The organism is Burkholderia sp. 9779_493, from assembly GCF_015712215.1.
Classification (GTDB): Bacteria; Pseudomonadota; Gammaproteobacteria; order Burkholderiales; family Burkholderiaceae; genus Burkholderia; species Burkholderia cenocepacia.
The window spans coordinates 188,123-202,538 of sequence record NZ_JACCQA010000005.1; the positions used below are offsets into that span (position 1 = coordinate 188,123).

A 14,416-nucleotide genomic window follows, 5' to 3' on the forward strand; every position below is an offset into this window, starting at 1 on the left:
TCGATGTTCGCGTGACATGGGTCATGAAAGCAGCACTGGCCCATCGTCCACCGACTCTCCGATCATGGCTTCCATCCGTCTCCCGTATCGGCGCCGTCCGGCGCCCGCCCGTCATCTGCCGCGCGCGTCGCGCCCGGCCGCGCCGGGCCGTCTTGCCCGCCGGCTCGCCGGCGCGGTCCTGCTGTCGGCACTGCTGCCGCTGCCCGCGCTGGCCGACACCGACGCCGATGCGGCGCCCGCGGCGCAGCGCGCGTCGCGCCGCGCGTTCGACATTCCGGCCGGCCCGCTCGAAGCGGTGCTGAACCGGTTCGGCCGCGACGCGGGCATCCTGCTCGCGTTTCCGGCCGAGCTGACGGCGGGCCTGACGAGCGGCGGCGTGCACGGCCGGTTCGACGTCGACGGCGCGTTCGATCGCCTGCTGGCCGGCACGGGGCTCGTCGCGCTGCGCCAACCGGGCGGCGGCTACACGCTGATGCGCGCCGACGGTTCGGCGGCCGGGCCTGTCGCGGCCGGCGCCGCGCCGGCCGCCGAGTTGCCGACGATCAACGTGCGCTCCAGCGCATTGCGCGCCGAAAACTATCGCGCGCCGAAGGAGGCCGGCGTACTGCGCTCGGACATTCCGCTGCTCGACACCGCGCAGGCCGTCAACATCGTGCCCGCGCAGGTGCTGCGCGACCAGCGGCCGCGCAATCTCGACGACGCGCTCGGCAACGTGAGCGGCATCACGCAGGGCAACACGCTCGCGGGCACGCAGGACACGATCATGAAACGCGGCTTCGGCGGCAACCGCGACGGCTCGATCATGCAGAACGGCATGCCGCTCGTGCAGGGCCGCGCGTTCAACGCGGCGACCGACAGCGTCGAGGTGCTGAAGGGGCCGACGTCGCTGCTGTACGGGCTGATGGACCCGGGCGGCATCGTCAACGTCGTTACCAAGCAGCCGCAGCTCACGCGCTACAACGCGATCTCGCTCGGCGCGTCGACGTTCGGGCACGGCAAGAACGGCGGCAGCGCGACGTTCGACTCGACCGGGCCGGTAGGCGATTCGCGGCTCGCGTACCGGCTGATCGTCGACCAGTCGAACGAGCAGTACTGGCGCAACTTCGGCGAGTACCGGCAGACCTTCGTCGCACCGTCGCTCGCGTGGTACGGCCGCGATACGCAGGTCGCGGTGTCGTACCAGTACCGCAAGTTCCATTCGCCGTTCGATCGCGGCACCGCGCTCGATCCGCGCACCAATGCGCCGCTCGACATTCCCGCGCGGCGGCGCATAGACGAGCCGTTCAACAACATGGACGGCGAATCGCATCTCGCGCAACTGAGCGTCGATCACCAGTTCAACGCGGACTGGAGCGCGCATGCCGGCTACAGCTACAACCGCGAGACCTACGATGCGAACCAGTTGCGCACGACCGGCGTCGATCCGGTGAAGGGCACGATGACGCGCAGCAACGATGCGACGCACGGGTCGCTCAGCACCGACAGCTACGGGATCGGCTACGTGACCGGCAAGCTGTCGCTCGCGGGGATGCGGCACGACGTGCAGGTCGGCTTCGATACCGAATACCGCCGCATCTATCGCAAGGACATGCTGCGCCAGGCCGTGAAGACGCCGTTCAGCTATGTCGACCCGGTGTACGGGCTGCTGCCGCCGTCGAGCACGGTGTCCGCGAGCGACAGCGACCAGACCGACACGCTGCACGATGCGTCCGCATTCTTCCAGGACACCGTCCACCTGACCGATAAGTGGATCGTGTCGGGCGGCATCCGCTACATCACGTACAACCAGGTCGCGGGGCGCGGCCGGCCATTTACCGCGAACACCGATCTCAGCGGCTCGAAGTGGTTGCCGCGCGCGGGCGTCGTCTACAAGTGGACCGATTCGTTCTCGCTGTACGGCAGCTATTCGCAATCGCTGAAGCCGTCGTCGTCGATCGCGCCGATGACGGGCTACATCATCGACGGCGCGACGCCGCCCGAGGAAGCGACCGCGTGGGAAGTGGGCGGCAAGCTCGACTTGGCCGGCGGGATAACCGGCACGCTCGCGCTGTTCAACATCGACAAGAAGAACGTGCTGGTGTCGCAGTACAACGACGCGACGAAGCTGACCGACTGGCGCACGTCGGGCAAGGCGCGCTCGCGCGGCGTCGAGCTCGACGTCTCCGGCAAGCTCGGCGAACGCGTGAACGTGATCGCGAGCTACGCGTACATCGACGCGAAGACGACCGAGGATCCGCTGTACGCGGGCAACCAGCTGTGGAACGTCGCGCGTCACACCGCGTCGTTCGCGGCGGTCTACGACTTCGGCACGGTGGCGGGCGGCGACGACCTGCGCCTCGGCGCGGACGTGCGTTACGTAGGTGCGCGCCCCGGCGATTCGGCGAACAGCTTCACGCTGCCGTCGTACGTGCTCGCCGATGCGTTCGCGACCTACGACACGCGGATCGGCAAGCAGAAGCTGTCGTTCCAGCTCAACGTGAAGAACCTGTTCAACCGCACGTACTACCCGTCGAGCGCGAACCGCTATTTCGTCGCGGTCGGCGACGCGCGCCAGGTGTCGCTGCTGACCACGCTGCAGTTCTGACCATGCAATCGCCGCGCGGCCGTGACGTCGGCGCGCGGCTTCGGAGAAGATTCAGATGAAGCTGAAGATGAAGAACAGCGCGCGCCGCCGCCTGTTGCGCGCGATCGCGGGCTCGGTGCTTGCGCTGGGCGCGGGCCTCGCCGCCGGCGTATCGGCGCCCGCATTCGCCGCCGATGCGCCGCCGGCCGTGACGCGCGTCGCGATGCTCGTGCAACTGCACGGCCCGAACCTGAAGGTCGACGAACGCATCGGCCAGCATCTCGGCGAACGCGGTTACACGGTGCGCCTGATCGACGAGGCGGCCACGCCCGATGCGGCGCGCGACGCCGATCTGGTCGTGATCTCGTCGACGGTCTCGTCGAAGAACGTGCGGCCCGGCTGGCGCACGCTCGACAAGCCGCTCGTGACGTGGGAAAACGACCTGCTCGACGATCTCGCGATGACGGGCAAGCGGCACGACGTGGACTTCGGCGAAACGGGCAAGGAGCGCTACCTGTGGCTCGTCAATGCACCGCATCCGATCGCGGCCGGGCTGCCGGCCGGCGCGACGAACGCGTACGGCAAGCAGGCGCCGATGAGCTGGGGCAAGCCGGGGCTCGGCGCGATCACGATCGCGACCGTGTACGGGCAGCCCGACAAGGCCGCGATCTTCGCGTACGAGAAGGGCGCGACGATGGACTACGAAACGCTCGCGCCGGCGCGTCGCGTGATGTTCTTTCTCGACAACGACACGTTCACGAACCTGTCGCCGGCTGGCGTCGCGCTGTTCGACGCGGCGGTGGACTGGGCGGCTGGGCGGCGCTGAGCCGCCACGTGTCGATCACGCGGCCGGCCGCGGCGCGCGCCGCCGCGATGCCGCCTCGATCAGTTGCGCGAGCGTTTGCGCGGGTTCCGACATCGTGCGCCGCGCGCGATGCACGAGCCCGATGTCGCGATGGAACGTGTGATGCCCGAGGTCGATCGCGCGCACGCCGGCCGGCCAGCGGCGATACACGGCGGTTTGCGGCACGATCGCGACGCCGACGCCGTGCTCGACCAGCTTGACGATCGCGTCGAGCTCGTCGAGTTCGCAGGTGTCACGCACCGCGATGTGCATCTTGCGCAGAAAGCGGTCGACCTGGCGACCGCCGAACGACGCGCGGTCGTAGCGCACGAACGGCTCGTTCGCGAGCAGCGCGGCCCAGTCCTTGCCCTTCGCGCCGCGCGGCACGATCAGCCGGAACGGTTCCTGCGCGAGCGTCGTCCAGTGCAGGTCGCTCTGCAGCGCGAACGGCGGGCGGATGATCGCGGCCATGTCGAGCTCGCCCGCGTCGACCCGGTTGACCAGCTCGATCGACAGCCCCGGGATCACGCGCGTGCGGCACGCGGGGTGCCGGCGATGGAAGTCGGCCAGCGCGGCCGGCAGCAGCGCGCTCTGCACCGACGCGATCGCGCCGATCGTCACGCGCACGGCGGCAGGCGAGCCGGGTGCGGTCGAGCTGAGGTTCTCGTACAGGCCGATCAGCGCCTGCGCCTGGTCGAGCACGTGATGGCCGCGCTCGTTGAGCCGCGCCGAGCGCCCTTGCCGGTCGAACAGCGCGAAGCCGAGCTCGGCCTCGAGGCGCTGCATCTGCGCGCTGACGGCCGCCTGCGTGAGCCCGATACGATTGCCGGCCGCGGCGAAGGTGCCTTCCCGGGCGACGGCGACGAGGGTTTTCAGTTCGCGGATCATTTATCGATTCCATTTGTGAATCGCAAAACTATATATTGATTTAATTTTTGCTCGGCCTTGTCTACCATGATGCCGTCCTCGCGCCACGCGAGCGTTTCTTCACGAGGCCATCATGAGTCTTTCCCCGTTTCACCTGGCGATTCCCGTCTACGACCTGCCGGCCGCGCGCGATTTCTACGGCCGCGTGTTCGGGCTGGAAGAGGGGCGCTCGAGTGCGCAGTGGGTCGATTTCAACTTTTACGGGCATCAGCTCGTGATTCACGAGCATCCGAAAACGGCGTCGCAGGAAGGCGCGCATACGAATGCGGTCGACGGCCACGACGTGCCGGTGCCGCATTTCGGGATCGTGCTCGACTGGCCGAGCTGGGAAGCGCTGGCCGAGCGGCTGCGCGGGTTCGGCGTGACGTTCGTGATCGAGCCGTACGTGCGGTTCCAGGGGCAGGTCGGCGAACAGGCGACGATGTTCCTGTTCGATCCGTGCGGCAATGCACTCGAATTCAAGGCGTTTCGCGACATCGGGCAGTTGTTCGCGAAGTGACCGGCGGCGGCGCCAGCGCCGATTGACGTTGGGTGCGAGAATGCGGCCTTCGGCCCGGCCGCGCGCAGATGCGACGGCCGGCACCGCGCCGCACGGTATGGGTCCGTGCGCATCGTTTTCCAAGGAACCCGTATGGACAGTCACATCGCGCCGGTGGCGCTGAACAAGGCCTACCGTCTCCTCAATCACGGCCCGACCGTGCTCGTGTCGGCCCGCCACGACGGCGTCGACAACGTGATGGCCGCCGCGTGGGCGTGCGCGCTCGACTTCCTGCCGCCGAAGCTGACGGTCGTGCTCGACAAATCCGCGAAGACGCGCGAGCTCGTCGAGCGCAGCGGCACGTTCGTGATCCAGGTGCCGACAGCCGCGCAACTGCAACTCACGCATGCGGTCGGCAGCCACAGCCTCGCGGAGCGCCCCGACAAGCTGCGCGAAGCGGGCGTCACGCTGTTCGACGTCGACGGCCACGACCTGCCGTTCGTCGCCGGCTGCTCGGGCTGGCTCGCATGCAGGCTGATTCCGGAGCCGCACAACCAGCAGACCTACGACCTGTTCATCGGCGAGGTGGTGGCTGCGTGGTCCGACACGCGCGTGTTCCGCGACGGCCACTGGTATTTCGAGTCGGCCGATCCCGCGCTGCGCAGCCTGCACTACATCGCGGGCGGCAATTTCTATGCGATCGGCGAATCGCTGCACGTCGATCCGGACGCGCAGTAAGCGCCGGACGACGACCTTTCCTGCCTCGGGGCGCGCGGCTTACGCGCGCTTTTTCAATTCCGCCAGCATGAGGTCGGCGAACGCCTGCGCGACACGCGGCAGTGTGCGCCCGCGCTTCGCGACGAGCGCGATCGGCCGCACGAACGCCGGATCGTCGATCGGCTTCGCGACCAGGTCGGGTTCGGCGCGCACCTCGCGGGCGGTCGCGGGCAGGATCGTCACGCCGAGGCCGCCGCGCACCATCGCGACGGCCGTCATCATGTAGGTCGGCTCGCACGCGATGTCGGGCGTGCAGCCGGCCGCTTGCAGCGCGGCATCGACGACGCTGCGCACGCTCGTGCCCTGCGCGGTGAGCACGAGCGGCACGCCGGCGACGTCGGCGGTGGCGACGCGGCGCTTGCGCGCGAGCGGATGATTTTTCGGGCACACGGCGACGAGCCGGTCGGCGCCCGCATACAGCACCTCCAGCGACGCATCGAACGTATCGCCGCCGGTCAGCCCGAGATCGGCTTCCTCGTTGCGCACCAGCGCGGTGACGAGGCTCGCGACGCCGTCGCGGATCTCGAAGCCCGCGCGCGGCACGTCGCGCCGGAACGACTGGATCAGCTCCGGCAGCACGCTGGACGCGAAGGTCGGCAGGCACGCGAGCCGCACCGTGCCGCTCGTGCCTTCGCCAAGCGCGCGCGCATCGCGCAGCACGCGTTCCATGTCGTCGAGCGAGCGCTGCAACAGCGGCAGCAACTCGCGCCCGGTCTGCGTGAGCGCGACGCTGCGACTGTTGCGGTCGAACAGGCGCGCGCCGACGATGTCCTCGAGCCGGCGGATCTGCACGGTCAGCGCCGGCTGCGACAGATGCAGCCGCGCGGCGGCGCGCGTGAAGTTGCCGGCGTGCGCGACGGTGACGAACGCGCGAATGTCGCGGAGATTCAGATCCATAACGATTCGTGATTGCTGCGATCAAATCATTTCAATTGTGCTATCGCTGCGCCGACCTTACGCTCGTCTCCAACAAAAGACAAGGTAGGAGACACGGATGCTGCCGTTACTCGGGCTTGGCACGATCGTCGTGCTGCTGGCCGCGATTCTGTCGAAGCGGATGTCGCCGCTCGTCGCGCTGATCGTCGTGCCGATCGCCGCATCGCTGCTCGGCGGCTTCGGGCTGCACACCAGCAAGTTCGTCATCGACGGGCTGAAGGGGCTCGCGCCCGTGGTCGGGATGTTCGTGTTCGCGATCCTCTATTTTGGGACGATCACCGACGCCGGCACGCTCGACCCGATCATCGACCGGATCCTGCGCGCGGTCGGCACGCGGCCGACGCGCATCGTGATGGGCACGACGCTGCTCGCGCTGCTGATTCACCTCGACGGCTCGGGCGCCGTCTGCTTTCTCGTGACGATTCCGGCCGTGCTGCCGCTGTACGACCGGCTGAAGATGGACCGGCGCGTGCTGGCCGCCGCCGTGTCGATGGCCGCCGGCATCAACTTCCTGCCGTGGACCGGGCCGATGATCCGGGCGTCCGCGTCGCTGCACCTGCCGGTGTCGGCGCTGTTCAATCCGCTGATTCCGGTGCAGGCGATCGGGCTCGTGTTCGTGTTCGGCGTCGCGTACTGGCTCGGGCGGCGCGAGGAGAAGCGGCTCGGCCTGTCGCGCGACGACGCGTCGATTCCGCTGCCCAAGCGCGAACTGACGGCCGACGAGCAGGCGTTGCGCCGGCCGCACCTGTTCTGGTTCAACCTCGTGCTGACGCTCGTCGTGCTCGGCACGATGGTCGTGATGGGCGAGAAGATTCCGCCCGCGATCATGTTCATGGTCGGGCTGTGCATCGCGCTGATGGTGAATTACCCCGACGTCGACATGCAGCGAAAGCGCATTGACGCGCATGCGCGTGCCGCGCTGATGATGGCCGGCATCCTGCTCGCGGCCGGCGTGTTCACCGGCATCATGCAGGGCAGCGGGATGCTGAAGGCGATGGCGCAGGCGGCGGTCGGCTTCGTGCCGCCGTCGATGGCCGGCCACATTCCGGTGGCGCTCGGCCTCGCGTCGATGCCGCTCAGCATGCTGTTCGATCCCGATTCGTTCTACTTCGGCGTGCTGCCCGTGATCGCGGAAGTGGCCGGCCAGCTCGGCGTGCCGGCCGTGCAGGTCGGACAGGCGGCGTTGCTCGGCCAGATGACGACGGGCTTTCCGGTCAGCCCGCTCACGCCCGCGACGTTCCTCGTCGTCGGCCTGTGCGGGATCGAGCTGGCCGAGCATCAGAAATTCACGTTTCCGCTGTTGTTCGGCGCGTCGATCGTGATGACGATCGCGTGCGTCGTGCTCGGCGTCTTTTGATTCTTCCCGGCGGGCGTTTCGCCGGACGACGGTACGGACATGACAGCAAAGCAACCTGAACGGCGCGTGCGCATCGGCGCGGGCGCCGGCTACTCGGGCGACCGGATCGAGCCCGCAGTCGAACTGGCCGAACACGGGCAGCTCGACTACCTGGTCTTCGAATGCCTGGCCGAGCGCACGATCGCGATCGCGCAGCAGGCGCGGCGCAACGACCCGGCGCTCGGCTACGATCCGCTGCTCGATGCGCGGATGCACGCGGTGCTGCCGGTCGCGGCGGCCCGGCGCGTGCGCATCGTGTCGAACATGGGCGCGGCGAACCCGCGCGCGGCCGCACGGCGTACCGCGCAGATCGCGCAGTCGCTCGGCATCGCGGGGCTGAAAGTCGCGGCGGTCGAAGGCGACGACGTGCTCGACGTCGTGCTGCGCGGGGCGTTCCGCTTCGAGGAATCGGGCGACGCAGTCGCCGCGTATCGCGACCGCATCGTGTCCGCGAACGCGTATCTGGGCGCCGCGCCGATCGTCGACGCACTCGCGGCCGGCGCGGACGTCGTGCTGACCGGGCGCGTCGCCGATCCGTCGCTGTTCGCCGCGCCGCTGATCCATGCGTTCGGCTGGCGGATGGACGACTGGGACCGGCTCGGGCAGGCGACCGTCGTCGGCCATCTGCTCGAATGCGCGGGGCAGGTGACGGGCGGCTATTTCGCCGATCCCGGCTACAAGGACGTGCCGAATCTGGCGCGGCTCGGGTTCCCGATCGGCGAGGTCGCGGCCGACGGCGCGGTCGTGATCACGAAGGTGCCGCATGCGGGCGGCCGCGTGAGCGCGGCGACCTGCAAGGAACAGCTGCTCTACGAGATTCACGACCCGGCACGGTATCTGCAACCCGACGTCGTGGCCGATTTCACGCGCGTGGCGGTCGCCGAGGAAGCGGCCGATCGCGTGCGCGTGACGGGCGGGCGCGGCACCGCGCGGCCCGATACGCTGAAGGTGTCGGTCGCGTATGTCGACGGCTGGATCGGCGAAGGCCAGATCTCGTACGGCGGCCCCGGCGCGCTCGCCCGGGCGCGTCTGGCGCTCGACATCGTTCGAGAGCGGCTCGCGCTGACCGGCGTCGCGGCGAGCGAGCTGCGCTTCGACCTGATCGGCGTCGATGCGCTGTATGGCGACGCGACGCCGGCCGTGCGCGGCGAGCCGGCCGAGGTGCGCGTGCGGGTGGCCGGCCGCGCGGCGAACGCCGCCGAAGCCGCGCGGATCGGCAACGAAGTCGAGACGCTCTATACGAACGGACCGGCCGGCGGCGGCGGCGCGTTCAAGTCGACGCGCGAGGTGATCGCCGTGCAGTCGGTGCTGCTGCCGCGCGCGGCCGTGACGCCGTCGTTTTCATTCATGGAGGCCTGATGCAACTGCGTGAACTCGCGCATGCGCGCACCGGCGACAAGGGCAATACGCTGAACGTGTCGATCATCTGCCGCGATCCGCGTCATTACGACCATCTGCGCATGCATCTGGATGCGGAAACGGTGAAGGGATGGCTCGCGGGCATCGTGCACGGCGACGTCGTGCGCTACGAACTGCCGGCGCTCGGCGCGTTCAACTTCGTGCTGCGCGATGCGCTCGGCGGCGGCGTGACGCGCTCGCTCGCGCTCGACGCGCACGGCAAGTCGGTCAGTTCGGCGCTGCTCGCGATCGAGGTGCCCGATCCGGCGTGACGACGGCGTCGCGGCCCGGACGCGGCAGGGCGCTTACGGAATCAGCAGTTCGCGACGGCCGTCCGCGTGCGCGATGCGCTCGCCGGCGATCTGCAGGCGCTGATCCCGACGATAGTCGTACACCGCCCGCGACGCGGCGAGCTGATCGAAATCGAGTTCGATCGCGTGCCGCGATTCGGTGTTGCCGGCTTCGAAGATCAGGTTGCCGAACGGGTCGACCGCGAGGCTGCCGCCGGCGAACACGACGTCGTGGCTGCCGCCGCCGACGCGGTTGGCGACCGCCGCGAACACCTGGTTCTCCATCGCGCGCGCCGTCACCGACGTGCGGTGGACGTTGCGGTACGGCTCCATGTTGCCGTCGGTCACGAGGATCAGATGCGCGCCGAGCGCGGCGAGCGCGCGGCCGGTTTCCGGGAATTCGCTGTCGTAGCAGATCAGCAGGCCGATCCGCACGCCGCGCCATTCGACCGTCGCGTAGCGGTCGCCGGGCAGCACGACGCCGTGCTCGCCGACCCACAGGTGCGTCTTGCGGTAGCGCAGCGCGATGCCGTTCGGCGTGACGAACACGGTCGTGTTGTAGAAGCGGCCGCCATCGTTCTCGATCAGCCCGACCACGACCGCGACGTCGCGCGCGCGGGCGGCCGCGATCACCGCACCGACGCTCGGGCCGTCGAGCGGCTCGGCGACTTCGGCGAGATTCGACGGATCGAGGAAGCCGGTGAGCTGCGCTTCCGGGAACATCACGAGGTCGGTGCCGGGGGCGCAGGTTGCGATCGCTTCGAGCGTGCGCCGCAGGTTGGTGGGCGTGTCGCCGTCGCGGCCGGCGAGCTGCACGATGTCGAGCTTCAGCTTCATGGGTGGTTTCGGGGGCAGTGGCCCGTCGCGACAGGCGGCGGAGCGGTTGGAACGAGGTCCTAGTATGCGCCGAACCCTGTCGTTGCCCATCCCGCCGACGTGCTAACCCGTTGGGGGTATTGATCTCGTGAACGACGTGCGGGCAGCCATGAAAAAAACGCCGACCCTTCGGAAAGGGTCGGCGAACAGGTCCTGACTGACGAGGAGGTGCCATCAGAACCCAGGCCAGCGTCTGCCGCCCGTTTCGTGTCGAACGGGCAGACCGGATCGGATCGCGCAAGGATAGGGGCGTGCCGTTCGTTTGCACAGAAGGCGCAGCCGATAGCGCGTATCGGCGGTACGGGAGGGGCGCAATGCGGGCCGCGAACGCGTCACGCCGCCCGATCGTCACGTATCGGTCTGCGCCTTCAGGAACAGCGCAAACAGTTCAGACTGCGAATTGATCGCGAGCTTCGCGTAGATGTTGCGCCGGTGCACCTTGACCGTTTCGGCCGAGATGTCCAGCTTGCTCGCGACTTCCTTGTTCGAGCGTCCGCTCAGGATCAGCCGGATCACGTCGAGCTCGCGCGCGGTGAGCGGCGTGCCGAGCCGTGCCATCGCGTGCTCGAAGCCGTTCCCGGCATCGGCGCCGGGCCGGCGCGACGGAGCCGGTTCGGCCAGCATGGGCTCGTATGCGAGGCGCTGGCGCATCAGCGCGGCGACCCACGGCCGTACCAGGTCGAGCAGTGCCACGTGTTCGGGGCTGAAGCGCCGCTTGCTGCCGAGCGACAGGCACAGCGTGCGCGTGTCATGGAGCACGACGTTGAACTGCACCTCGTCCTCGACGACGTTGTGCGTGAAATAGCGCGTGTAGTACTCGGTGTCGCGAAAGCACTCGGGCGCGACGTCGGACAGCCGGAACAGGCCGCTCGTCGGCGCGTCGCGGTTCGCGATGTAGAACGGGTCCAGCAGGTACAGTCCCTGCACGTAGTCGCGGAACAGCGGATCGGGGCCGCCGCCTTCGTACGCGCATTCGGCGAACACCTGCGGGCGGCCGTCGCCGAACGTCAGCGCGACCCAGCTGTCGACCGCGACGTATTCCTCGATCAGCCGGATCAGCGACAGCCAGAAACCGGGCTGGTCGAGCGTCTCGATGAGCCGCCCGACCGAGCGGTGCCAGGCGACGTCCTGCAAGGTCAGGTTCATGCGGGTGTCCATGTCGGGGGGGCGGCCGTACGGCGCGTGCGGCGCCGCGCCGTGCGTGGACGCGACGGCCTCGCCGGCCGATTCCCGCGCGCATCGTACGGAGCCTGGAGTGAAGAACGAGATCGTAACGCCGGCCGACGCGATTGGCGAGGCCGTGCGGCGTGGCCGGTGCGCGGCACCGGCATCGCGCCACGGCAACCGTGATCGTGCACACTTGCAACTTTCCGCAACGTTTCTTTCCGACCAGAACGAACCTCGTCATGACCGTCCCGCACCGGAACACACGTCTCGAGCCGCTCGCGGCTTCGCTCGCCGCACTTGGCGCACTCGCGGTACTCACGGCGCTCTCCGCGCCGTCGCCCGTTCATGCGGCCGAGCCGGTCCGGCTTGACCGTTCGTTGAAGACCTTCGTCCACGACACGTACGGCAACTGGCGTGCCGACCGCAAGGGTTGGCAGGCAGACGGCGACGATTTCATCTATGCGCCGTGCGGTTCGCTGCGCGTCGCGACCGCGGACGGCCCGCGCACGCTGCTCGCGATGTGCGGCGAGACCGAGGCTGCGGTACAGAACGGAATGCCGGGCATGGATTCGGACGCTTCGACCGGCGCGATCGATTTGTACGTGCTGAAGCCGACGGCCGGCGGCAAGACGCTCGAGCCGATCGTGAAGAAGACGCAGATCGCGTCGGGCCAGCGCGGCGAGCCCGGCACGGTGCGCATCGAGCGGCTCGGGCCGCACCTGTTCGGGTTCGTCATCGGCGAAGGGGACATGCGGCAAGGCTATACGCAAACCTTCCGGTCGATCTGGCTGCCGTACGGCAATGCGCTGGTGCTGGCGGCGGCGCGCATCGACGAGGCGCTCGACAATGCCGAATCGAGCGAATGTGCGAATGCGCGGGCGCGTTGCGAGGAACGGCGCTTCGAGATCGCGCCGGACCTGACCGGCGCCGGCGACGTCTATCCGCTGACGGTCACGGAAACGGGCACGCGCGGCGGCAAGGCCATCCACGCGCGCCATACGGTGAAGTTCGACGCGGCACGGGGCCGCTACGTCGTGCCGAAGGCATTGCGCGAAGGATACTGATGCTTCTCGCAGGCACGGGCGGCATGGCGCCGCCCGCGCCTCACACGTACAGATAGCGCACGAGGTGGAAGAACACCGGCGCGGCGAAGCAGATCGAATCGACGCGATCGAGCATCCCGCCGTGGCCGGCGATCATCGAGCCCCAGTCCTTCGTGCCGAGCGAACGCTTGACGGCCGACAGCACGAGCCCGCCGACGAAGCCCGCGATCACGATCGCGAGCGAGATCCCGAACGCCGCGCCGAAGCTGAACGGCGTCACGCGATACAGCGAGGCGCCGCACAGCGTGGCCAGCAGGCCGCCGCCGACGAAGCCCTCGATCGTCTTCGACGGCGACAGCTGCGGCGCGATCTTGCGGCGTCCGAACAGCTTGCCGACCACGTATTGCAGCACGTCGCTGATCTGCACGACGAACAGGAAGAAGAACAGCAGCAGCGCGTTCTGCCCGGCGTAGCGCGGGATGTCGAGAATCAGCACGGCCGGCGCGTGGCTCAGCCCGTACACGCACACCATCAGCGCCCAGTTGATCTTCGCGTTGCGGCTCAGGAATTCGCGCGTGTCCTGCGTGAGCGCCGACACGAGCGACATCGCGAAGAACAGGTGCACCGGCACGAAGATCGAGTACATCCCGTACCAGTTGATGCCGAGTAGCAGGTACTGCACGGGGATCGCGACGAAGAACGCGATGAAGAGCGTCGTGTGGTCGCTCGCGGTGGTCGGCGTGAGCGTGATGAATTCGCGCAGCGTCAGGTACGACAGCAGCGCGAACACCAGATACGTGACGTTGTTGCCGAGGCCGATCGCGACGGCCATGATCGCGATCATCGCCCACCACGCGCGGATGCGCTGGTTCAGGTTGACGATGGTCGCGCTCGTGCCGCCGCTGCGCGCGCCGAGGATCGCGCCGATCACGGTCGCGACGACGAGCACGCCCGTGACGCCCGCGACCAGTTCCCAGAAGAGGGTTCGCATGGTTGATGTCCGGAAAAGGAAGAAGGGGGCGCCGCGTTCAGCCGGCGGGCCGCTGCGGCGGCGCGAGCGCGATGACCGCGTCGCGCATGCGGGCGAGGAACGTCGGCTTGTCTTCCTGAGCGCCGAGCGCTTCGTTCGCGCCGAAATGCACCTTGCAGATCAGCGGCACGGGCCAGATCGCGCCCTTCGGCATGATGCGCTGCAGGTTCTCGAGATAGACGGGCGCGAGCGCCACGTCCGGGAACTCGGTCGCGAGATGGAACAGCCCGCTCTTGAACGGCTGCGGCAATACGTCGGCGCCGCGCGTGCCTTCCGGGAAGATGATGATCGAGTGACCCTGCCGCAGCGCGTCGCGCACCGGATCGAGCGGGTCGCCCCCGGATTCGCGATGACGGTCGATCAGCACGACGTTCAGCAGCTTCTGCGCGATGTGGCGCTTCAGGTCGCTGCTGTCCCAGTAATCGCGCGCGGCGACCGGCCGCACGACCGCACGCACGTCGCGCGGCAGCGCGGCGAGGATCGCGAGCGTGTCGATGTGGCTCGTATGGTTCGAGAAGTAGATCTTCTGCGTCGGGGACGGCGGCGCCTGATGCCAGACCGGATACGCGCCGGCGACGAGCCGCACGATGGACAGCAGGAAATCGCGCTGCCAGACGTTGAGGATGTTCATCGGCGCGCTGCCTCCTGCGTGCATGCCCGGCCCGCTGCGCATGCGCGGCGGGCGGAACCC

The 14,416-nt window shown here is 68.6% G+C and carries 14 protein-coding genes; 8 read left to right on the forward strand and 6 right to left on the reverse strand.

Translation table 11 applies throughout. The features are described 5' to 3' along the window. Window positions 1-16: 16 nt before the first annotated feature. Together H0X95_RS07000 and H0X95_RS07005 are read left to right on the forward strand one after the other, a co-directional pair. On the forward strand, window positions 17-2,584 hold the full coding sequence (locus tag H0X95_RS07000; RefSeq protein ID WP_196445983.1) for a TonB-dependent siderophore receptor: 2,568 nt from the start codon (window positions 17-19) through the stop codon (window positions 2,582-2,584). 55 nt (window positions 2,585-2,639) lie between these two features. Beyond that, window positions 2,640-3,389, forward strand: coding sequence for a hypothetical protein (locus H0X95_RS07005; protein ID WP_080323701.1), 750 nt, complete (start codon window positions 2,640-2,642; stop codon window positions 3,387-3,389). A 15-nt stretch (window positions 3,390-3,404) separates the two neighbouring features. Here the strand turns inward: H0X95_RS07005 and H0X95_RS07010 are convergent, their stop codons facing one another. Next, window positions 3,405-4,295 (reverse strand): LysR family transcriptional regulator, encoded by an 891-nt coding sequence (locus H0X95_RS07010; protein WP_006481573.1) that lies wholly within the window; start codon window positions 4,293-4,295, stop codon window positions 3,405-3,407. A gap of 112 nt (window positions 4,296-4,407) precedes the next feature. On the opposite strand from H0X95_RS07010, the gene H0X95_RS07015 reads away from it, so the two are divergent. Together H0X95_RS07015 and H0X95_RS07020 are read left to right on the forward strand one after the other, a co-directional pair. Beyond that, entirely contained in the window at window positions 4,408-4,833 is a 426-nt protein-coding gene (locus H0X95_RS07015; RefSeq protein WP_006497547.1) for a VOC family protein, read from the forward strand. 132 nt (window positions 4,834-4,965) lie between these two features. Continuing rightward, window positions 4,966-5,550: a flavin reductase family protein gene (locus H0X95_RS07020; protein WP_006481567.1), complete on the forward strand. Its 585-nt coding sequence runs from the start codon at window positions 4,966-4,968 to the stop codon at window positions 5,548-5,550. Between the two features lie 39 nt (window positions 5,551-5,589). On the opposite strand, the gene H0X95_RS07025 is transcribed toward H0X95_RS07020, so the two are convergent. Next, window positions 5,590-6,486, reverse strand: a complete 897-nt coding sequence (locus H0X95_RS07025) for a LysR family transcriptional regulator (protein WP_006497545.1) — start codon at window positions 6,484-6,486, stop codon at window positions 5,590-5,592. Between the two features lie 97 nt (window positions 6,487-6,583). On the opposite strand from H0X95_RS07025, the gene H0X95_RS07030 reads away from it, so the two are divergent. The 3 genes from H0X95_RS07030 to H0X95_RS07040 are packed head-to-tail and all read left to right on the forward strand — an operon-like array spanning window position 6,584 to window position 9,591. Continuing rightward, window positions 6,584-7,882 carry a CitMHS family transporter gene (locus H0X95_RS07030; RefSeq protein ID WP_006497544.1) on the forward strand — a complete coding sequence of 433 codons (1,299 nt, stop codon included), beginning with the start codon at window positions 6,584-6,586 and terminating at the stop codon, window positions 7,880-7,882. A gap of 39 nt (window positions 7,883-7,921) precedes the next feature. Further along, window positions 7,922-9,280: an acyclic terpene utilization AtuA family protein gene (locus H0X95_RS07035; protein ID WP_060263216.1), complete on the forward strand. Its 1,359-nt coding sequence runs from the start codon at window positions 7,922-7,924 to the stop codon at window positions 9,278-9,280. Beyond that, the gene (locus tag H0X95_RS07040) at window positions 9,280-9,591 is read left to right on the forward strand and encodes an AtuA-related protein (RefSeq protein ID WP_006481849.1); all 312 of its coding nucleotides are present in this window, start codon (window positions 9,280-9,282) and stop codon (window positions 9,589-9,591) included. The genes H0X95_RS07035 and H0X95_RS07040 overlap by 1 nt, the downstream gene beginning before the upstream one ends. Window positions 9,592-9,624: 33 nt before the next feature. Here the strand turns inward: H0X95_RS07040 and H0X95_RS07045 are convergent, their stop codons facing one another. Continuing rightward, window positions 9,625-10,446: a carbon-nitrogen hydrolase family protein gene (locus H0X95_RS07045; RefSeq protein ID WP_080323700.1), complete on the reverse strand. Its 822-nt coding sequence runs from the start codon at window positions 10,444-10,446 to the stop codon at window positions 9,625-9,627. A 387-nt stretch (window positions 10,447-10,833) separates the two neighbouring features. Further along, window positions 10,834-11,631, reverse strand: coding sequence for a helix-turn-helix transcriptional regulator (locus tag H0X95_RS07050; RefSeq protein ID WP_077191078.1), 798 nt, complete (start codon window positions 11,629-11,631; stop codon window positions 10,834-10,836). Window positions 11,632-11,891: 260 nt separating this feature from the next. Here H0X95_RS07050 and H0X95_RS07055 point away from each other — a divergent pair, with 260 nt between their 5' ends. Further along, complete coding sequence (locus H0X95_RS07055; protein ID WP_006497539.1) at window positions 11,892-12,716, forward strand: hypothetical protein; 825 nt, start codon at window positions 11,892-11,894, stop codon at window positions 12,714-12,716. A gap of 40 nt (window positions 12,717-12,756) precedes the next feature. Here H0X95_RS07055 and H0X95_RS07060 read toward each other — a convergent pair whose 3' ends face one another. Together H0X95_RS07060 and H0X95_RS07065 are read right to left on the reverse strand one after the other, a co-directional pair. Then, window positions 12,757-13,686: a phosphatidate cytidylyltransferase gene (locus H0X95_RS07060; protein ID WP_006481850.1), complete on the reverse strand. Its 930-nt coding sequence runs from the start codon at window positions 13,684-13,686 to the stop codon at window positions 12,757-12,759. A 37-nt stretch (window positions 13,687-13,723) separates the two neighbouring features. Next, a complete protein-coding gene (locus H0X95_RS07065) occupies window positions 13,724-14,356 on the reverse strand; it encodes a lysophospholipid acyltransferase family protein (protein ID WP_006481857.1) in 633 nt (210 codons plus the stop codon). Window positions 14,357-14,416: the final 60 nt, after the last annotated feature.